The sequence below is a fragment of the Butyricicoccus faecihominis genome (assembly GCF_014648015.1).
Lineage (GTDB): Bacteria > Bacillota > Clostridia > Oscillospirales > Butyricicoccaceae > Agathobaculum > Agathobaculum butyriciproducens.
This window is the reverse complement of record NZ_BMQH01000014.1, coordinates 67,240-73,777: the sequence shown is the minus strand read 5'-3', so window position 1 is coordinate 73,777 and position 6,538 is coordinate 67,240. Positions and strand designations below refer to the sequence as shown.

Genomic DNA, 6,538 nt, shown 5'->3' with positions numbered 1-6,538 from the left:
CTTATTGCGGACGTCCGGCGCCTGCTCGGGCATCGGGCACTTGTTCGGATTCATATTCGGCATGATTACTTGACCTCCTTCTTGAACAGATTGCAATGCTCCTCGCGGCGCTCTACCGCCGCGCGCTCCTGTGCCTTGTACATGGCACCGCGGCGCATTGCACTGTCAAAATCAACGAGGTGACCGTCGAAATCCGGGCCGTCAACGCATGCGAACTTGGTCTCGCCGCCAACGGTAAGACGGCAGCCGCCGCACATGCCGGTACCGTCAACCATGATGGTGTTCATGGAAACGATGGTCTTGATGCCGTACGGACGAGTGGTCTCGCAGACAAACTTCATCATGATCATCGGGCCAATCGCGATAACAGCATCGTACTGGTTGCCCGCATCGATCAGCTCCTTGAGCACCTGCGTAACCAGTGCCTTGCGGCCGTTCGAGCCGTCATCGGTCACGATGTGCAGGTTGGTGCAGGCGTTCTTCATCTCGTCCTCGAGGATGATGATATCCTTGTTGCGGAAACCGGCGACCAGGTCAACCTCAGCGCCCATTTCGTGCAGCTTCTTTGCCTGCGGATATGCGATCGCACAGCCCAGACCGCCGCCGACAACAGCGACCTTCTTGAGTCCCTCAAGCTCGCTCGCCTTGCCGAGCGGACCGACAAAATCATGCAGGCAGTCGCCCTCGTTCAGCGCGCCGAGCGCCATCGTCGTTGCGCCGACCTCCTGGAAAATGATCGTGACGGAACCCTTTTCGCGGTCAAAATCTGCGATCGTGAGCGGAATACGCTCGCCTTCTGCGCTGACACGCAGGATGATGAACTGACCCGGCTCTGCCTTGCGGGCAACGTGCGGTGCCTCGATCACCATCAGCTTGGTGTTTGCGTTCAGCGTTTGCTTTTTCAAAATCTGATACATTGGTCAAATATCCTTTCGCCAAACCGAATCGGGGTATAGGAAAAGCCGCATAAGCGGCTTTTCCAGCAATATGAGAAGAAAACTTATGGGTTAGTTAAAAGAGAGAGAATAAAAATATTAGAGAGTATATCTTAATGACATGAAGAATGGGAAGAACATTGGAGCGTTTTCCCAAGCGCGAGAGTGAGATAAGGGATCAGAAAATGATGCTTATACCAGGCTCTTCAGCTTGTCCAGATACTCCTGTGCATTGTCCGGAGTAATGACCTTACAGCCGGTATCGATGAAGTCATCCAGCTTTTCGCCTTCTACAACGTCGAGCAGGCTCTTAACGCACTGGTAGCCCATGTTGTACGGGTCCTGTGCAACGGTGCAGGAGATTTCGCCGTCAACAACTGCCTGTACGCCGGAGGAGATGCCGTCGAAGCCGCATACAATGATGCCGTCGCCGTCACGGCCTGCCTGCTTGATGGCACGGGATGCGCCGAGCGCAACATCGTCTGCGCAGCATACGATCGCATCGATGTCCGCGAAGGACTGGAGAACGCCATCGGTTACGGTAACAGCCTTGTCGCCTACGCCGTCGGTGTACTGCGTGGAGATAATCTCGCAGCCGCCTTCTTCAAGTGCCTTCTTGTAACCAGCTACACGAGCCTCAGAGGTGGACTCGCCCTGGATATTCGCCAGAATAACAACCTTTCCGCCCTTACCGATCTTCTCGGCTACATACTTGCCGCCCTCGTAAGCAGCGTCCTCATGCGCCGTGCCGATAAAGGTTTCCGCCTGATCAAAATTGGTGTCGATCGCCAGCACCGGGATCTTGACGCCGGTCAGTGCATTTGCGATCTGGTCTGCCTGCAGCGGTGCGATAGCGATCGCCTCGCACATATCTGCGTTTACAATGGTCTCTACCATGTTCAGCTGACCGTCGAAGTCGGTATCGCTGTTTGCACCGCGTACGTCAACCTCTACGTTGCCGAGATCCTTTTCCGCCTGCTCGATGCCTGCGATAACGTAGCTCCAGTATTCGGAAGAGGTGGTCTTGAGCACTACGCTCAGCTTATGGGTGTCGCCGCTGCTGCTTGCCTGGGAATCGCCGGAGTCATTGCCGGATGCGCTGCTGCCGCCGCATGCACTCATGGAAACTGCCATCAGTCCTGCCAGCAGCATCGCTGCGGAACGCTTAAAAAGGTTGCTTCTCTTCATCTTTCTTTCCTCCTGTTAGACAAGTTGTCTATTGGAATCATATTACCGGGTAATATGACCTTCTTTATATCAACAGGGGCGGTTTCACACCTATTCCCGCCCCTGCTGTATACCATTCGCAGGGAATTATGCCTCTACCTTTTCCCACTGACCGGTGGTCTGTGCCTTGATCAGTGCGTCGGAGATCTTGCATGCCTCGTAGCCGTCCTCAGCACCCGGGCCCGGAACGTCGGTCTTGCCCTGCAGGTAATCTACCCAGTGCTGCAGCTCTTCCTGATAAGCAACTACGAAACGGTTGGTCCAGTCCTCCGGGATGGCCTGGCCGCACTGCAGGTAGGAGCGGACGATCGGCTCTGCCGCTACCGGCAGGCGGATGGTGCCCTTCTCGCAGACCAGTTCGCACAGGATCTCGTAGCCATAGTAGCTGTTGCCGGAAACCTCAACGTCGATCAGTACGCCGGAGTCAGACTGCATAAGTACCAGCTGCGGGTCCTGGCAGGTGCCTTCTGCGAAGCAGGTAGCGCGGGGGAAGCGAACAGCAACTTCGTTCAGGTTCTCACCCAGCAGCCAGCGGCAGATGTCGATCTCGTGGATGGCAATGTTGGTAATGTGCTGCTCGGTGGTGTGGTTCTTCGGATGGCTGCGGGTACGGCTGATGCAGTGCGCCATCAGCGGAGCACCCAGCTCGCCGGAGTCGAGGATCTTCTTCATCTTGATGTAGTCCGGGTCAAAGCGACGCATGAAGCCGATCTGCAGCAGGCGCTTGCCGGAAGCCTTCTCCGCCTCTACAACCTTCTTCGCGTCCTCAAGGGTGGTAGCCAGCGGCTTCTCGCAGAATACCGGCTTGCCGGCCTGGATGCACTTTACCGCCAGATCAGCGTGGGTGCCATCCCAGGATGCGATAACAACAGCGTCGATTTCGGGAGAAGCGATCAGCTCCTCTGCGCTTGCCATTACCTTTGCGCCGTAGGTCTTAGCGACCTCCTCGGCACGCTCGGTGTTCAGATCGTAAACAGCAGCCAAACGAGCGCCGTCTACATAGGTTGCAATGTTCTGAGAATGGGTGTGACCAATGTTGCCGCCTGCGCCCAGTACGCCAATAGCGAGTTCCTTCTTGCTCATGATGTGAATCTCCTTTTTTCCTTTATCTAAGGCAACACCGCACACTTAAAGCTGCGGCGCTTTGCGGAAATTTTGTCCCCTGATTGCGTTGCGATTTCTTGCAATACGTCAGTATTGCTGCAAAACCGCGCCTTATCAGTGCGCAAAATTTACTCGCAAATCGCTCTTGTCCAATTATGCGGTATTGCCATAAAAAGCGGTTGTAATTTACTTCTTCTTGCCGTCCAGATATGCCTGATGCAGCTGCAGACAGAACTTCAGGCTCATCGTGCCGTCGTGTGCGGTGGTCTCCGGCTTGCGGCCGGTGCGTACACAGTCAACGAAGTCGTCGATCTCCGCCTGGAACGCCTCGCCCCAGCGAGCAAGGAAGCTCTCCTGGCACTCTTCTACGAAGCCGTTCTCAGTGAACTGCGAGAGGTAGTTCTTGCGCGGTACCGAGTTGACACGCAGCGTGCCCTTGGTGCCGACGATTTCGCTCTCAACATGGCTGCAGGTTGCGGTGCGGCCTACCTGAATGTAAGCGGTGGTGTTGTTATCGAACCTGGTCAGTGAGAAACCGTTGTCGTAGTCGTTGTAATCCGCCAGACCGGTGCAGACATAAGCATCGCCGGTTGCAAAGGAATCGACCGGATCGCCCTCAAGGAACCAACGTGCAAGGTCGGTGTCGTGGCTGCCCATCTCGATAAACCACGGAACGTAAATGCCCTTCTTGACGCCTTCCAGATGTGCCTCGAGCACGCTGGACGGGTCGAGCGATACGCCTTTGAACAGAATCGGCTTGCCGATCGCGCCGGCGCGGATCTTCTCCTTCGCCTCTGCGTAGGACGGATCAAAGCGGCGCATGAAGCCGACCGTAAAGCACTTGCTGCCGTTCTCGGCTACGGCCTTCTCAATCTCCTCGCAGTCCTCAAGGGTCTTAGCCAGCGGCTTCTCGCAGAAGATATGCTTCTTGGCCTTGCAGGCTGCCAGACACGGTGCCTTGTGAGCATCTGCGCCGGTTGCAACAACGATTGCGTCAACCTCGGGATTGTTTACCAGCTCGTCTACATTGGTGTAGCCATACGGTACGCCGAATTCCTCCTGAAACGCCTTGACCTTGCTCTCGGTGCGGGCGCAAACCGCTACAACCTCTGCGTGAGGATTACGCTGCAGGCTGGTGGCGTGCATTCTGCCCATCATACCGATGCCAACGATACCGAAACGAATCTTCTCCATTTGTAATCCTCCTTATCAGATACCTGCGGTTTTCTTGATATACTCGCGTGCCATCTTGGCATACTCGAGCGGATTTGCCTTTGCCGGGTCCTGCTCGGCTTCAACGATGAACCAGCCCTCGTAATGTGCGTCATGCAGCGCCTTGAATACGCCCGGATAGTCTACGCAGCCGTCACCCGGAATGGTGAAGCAGCCTTCCAGAACCGCCTTGCGGAACTTGAAGCCCTCAGCATATGCCTTTTCCATCATGTCCGGACGAATGTCCTTGAGGTGAACGTGGCCGATGCGCGGGCCAAACTCCTTGGCTGCCTTGACGGCGTCCTCCTTGGAGAAGGTGAAGTGGCCGGTATCGAAACAGAGGTAAACGTAACGCGGATCGGTGTTGTCCATCAGGCGCTTGGTTTCCTCAAAGGTCTGAACAACCGTTGCCATATGGTGATGGAAGCACAGCTTGAAGCCGCGGTCAGCAGCAATCTTGCCCAGCTTGTTCAGGCCGTCGCACAGCTTATCCCACTCTTCGTCGGTGGCGATCGGCTTGTTGCTGCCGAACATCGAGCACTCCTCTGCGAACAGGCAGCGGGTCAGCTCGCATACGTTGATGCGGCTTGCACCGACAGCCTCGAGGAAATCAAGCTGCTGGATGAATGCCTTTTCGTTCTCCTCGTAGGGGGTCGAGCACAGGAAGCTCGAGAACCACTGGGATGCAATCTTGATGCCGCGCAGGTCGAGCGCCTTGTTCAGTACGGCCGGGTCGGTCGGGAACTTGCCGCCGACCTCGGTGCCCTGAAAGCCTGCCAGAGCCGCTTCGGAAACCATCTGCTCGAAGGTCAGCTCGCCGCCGAGCTGCGGCATATCGTCATTCGTCCAGCCAATCGGCGCAATGCCGAGTTTTACGTTATTGAACATGATTTGCTACCTCCCTCAGCATTTTTCCCAGGTGCCCGACTTAACGGACTTGAGAACTGCGTTGATAATACCGTCAACCTTGGCGCCCATCTCGAAGTCGCAGATGTACTCGCCGCCGTGCATAGCCTGCATGAGTGCGTGAGCCTGCAGGGTCTTCATGTCGTCGAAGGCGATCGCGATGCCGCCTGCCGGCTGGAAGTACTTGAAGCCCTCGTGCTGCGGGTTGAGCAGTACGGTGCGGAAGCCACAGTCACGGCCGTTGTCCTTGTCGGCATCAGCCTTGAAGTAAACCTGAACCTCGCACATACGCTCCAGATCGTATACCACGGAACCTTCCGTGCCCTGAATCTCGTAGTAGAAGTAGTTCTTGCGGCCGGTTGCCACACGGGAGGACGAGAAGTCGCCGATGGCACCGTTCTCGTACTTGACGAGGAAGGTGATGAGGTCATCGTTCTCGACCTTGCCCATCTCGGTGCTGCCTGCCTTGACCGGACGCTCCGGAATAACGATGGACTGCACGCCGAGCACCTCGCTCATGTCGCCCATGATCATCTGGGAAACGCTCAGCAAATGGCTGCACAGATCGCCCAGTGCACCGGAGCCTGCCAGCTTGTTGATGTGACGCCATGCAATCGGAATGGACGGATCGAGCAGCATATCCTGATCGTAAGTAGCGTGTACGCGCATGATCTTGCCCAGCTTGCCGGACTTAACCAGCTCTGCAACGTACTGGTTTGCCGGGTTCATGATGTTGGAGAAACCGCAGTAGTTGACTACGCCCTTTTCCTTAGCCAGATCAGCCAGCTCGCGGGACTGCTCAGCAGACAGCGACAGCGGCTTCTCGCAGAAAACATGCTTGCCGTGCTCGAGAGCAGCCTTTGCCATCTCGTAGTGCATGCAGTTCGGGGTCGCAACGTCAACCAGATCGATTTCGGGATCGGTGACAACGTCCATCCAGTTGGTGGTGTAGCGGTTGTAGCCCATGTTCTTCGCGAACTTTGCTACTGCGTCCTCGCTGACGTCGCTTACCAGCTCAAATACCGGCATATCATCGCCGAAGATCATGCGTGCATTGTGGAATGCGGTGGTGTGGGCCTTGCCCATCCAGCCGGCGCCGATCAGACCGATTTTAATTTCCTTGCTCATAAGTTTTTCCTCCTCAAAAAATCTCA

The 6,538-nt window shown here is 56.0% G+C and carries 6 protein-coding genes; all 6 read right to left on the bottom strand.

The features are described from left to right. Window positions 1–65: 65 nt before the first annotated feature. Window positions 66–917 (bottom strand): sulfide/dihydroorotate dehydrogenase-like FAD/NAD-binding protein, encoded by an 852-nt coding sequence (locus IEY11_RS12865; protein ID WP_188886755.1) that lies wholly within the window; start codon window positions 915–917, stop codon window positions 66–68. Window positions 918–1,127: 210 nt separating this feature from the next. Further along, window positions 1,128–2,123 (bottom strand): sugar ABC transporter substrate-binding protein, encoded by a 996-nt coding sequence (locus IEY11_RS12860; protein WP_118480705.1) that lies wholly within the window; start codon window positions 2,121–2,123, stop codon window positions 1,128–1,130. Window positions 2,124–2,249: 126 nt separating this feature from the next. After that, on the bottom strand, window positions 2,250–3,245 hold the full coding sequence (locus tag IEY11_RS12855) for a Gfo/Idh/MocA family oxidoreductase (protein WP_118286022.1): 996 nt from the start codon (window positions 3,243–3,245) through the stop codon (window positions 2,250–2,252). Window positions 3,246–3,452: 207 nt separating this feature from the next. Then, window positions 3,453–4,460, bottom strand: a complete 1,008-nt coding sequence (locus IEY11_RS12850) for a Gfo/Idh/MocA family oxidoreductase (protein ID WP_188886754.1) — start codon at window positions 4,458–4,460, stop codon at window positions 3,453–3,455. A gap of 15 nt (window positions 4,461–4,475) precedes the next feature. After that, window positions 4,476–5,366, bottom strand: coding sequence for a myo-inosose-2 dehydratase (iolE, locus tag IEY11_RS12845; RefSeq protein ID WP_188886753.1), 891 nt, complete (start codon window positions 5,364–5,366; stop codon window positions 4,476–4,478). 15 nt (window positions 5,367–5,381) lie between these two features. Continuing rightward, window positions 5,382–6,512, bottom strand: a complete 1,131-nt coding sequence (locus IEY11_RS12840) for a Gfo/Idh/MocA family protein (protein WP_117489171.1) — start codon at window positions 6,510–6,512, stop codon at window positions 5,382–5,384. Window positions 6,513–6,538 lie beyond the last annotated feature (26 nt).